A 512-nucleotide genomic window follows, 5' to 3' on the forward strand; every position below is an offset into this window, starting at 1 on the left:
GGTCATTTTAGCTCTTTGTCCATAATCTGAACCGCCTCTCCAAGAGAGGGGTTTACATAACAGATTGCTTAGGTTCTTCTACCAGGTCATGCCCGGCTTCTTTTTTAAAAGGAATCATGTGATAAATAATATGAAGCAAAATAGCGGTAAAGCTTCCGGCCACAATGCCGTTACTTGTTAATAATTTAATCGAATCTGGCAGATGCTCAAACATTTGCGGTACGACAGTAACTCCTAAGCCGATTCCCACGGAGCAAGCGACGATCAGCAAGTTCTCCTGCTTTGCAAAGTCCACGCGCGAGAGCATTTTAATACCGTATGCAATGACCATGCCAAACATGGCAACCATTGCACCGCCAAGGACTGACTTTGGAATAATCGTCGTAAAGGCAGCGATCTTAGGAAAAAGACCAAATAACATGAGCAATGCCCCTGTGACGACAATGACTTGGTTTTTCTTGACTCCTGTTAACTGGATCAATCCAACGTTTTGCGAGTAGGCTGTGTATGGA

The 512-nt window shown here is 44.1% G+C and carries 1 protein-coding gene; it reads right to left on the reverse strand.

Going from position 1 to position 512, the window contains the following annotated elements; genetic code table 11:
* Positions 1-52: 52 nt before the first annotated feature.
* Positions 53-512: solute carrier family 23 protein (locus BJU60_RS14920; RefSeq protein WP_302050631.1), on the reverse strand; the 460-nt coding region annotated here is incomplete at its 5' end.

Origin of the sequence: Exiguobacterium aurantiacum (assembly GCF_001766415.1) — a bacterium.
Classification (GTDB): domain Bacteria; phylum Bacillota; class Bacilli; order Exiguobacteriales; family Exiguobacteriaceae; genus Exiguobacterium; species Exiguobacterium aurantiacum_A.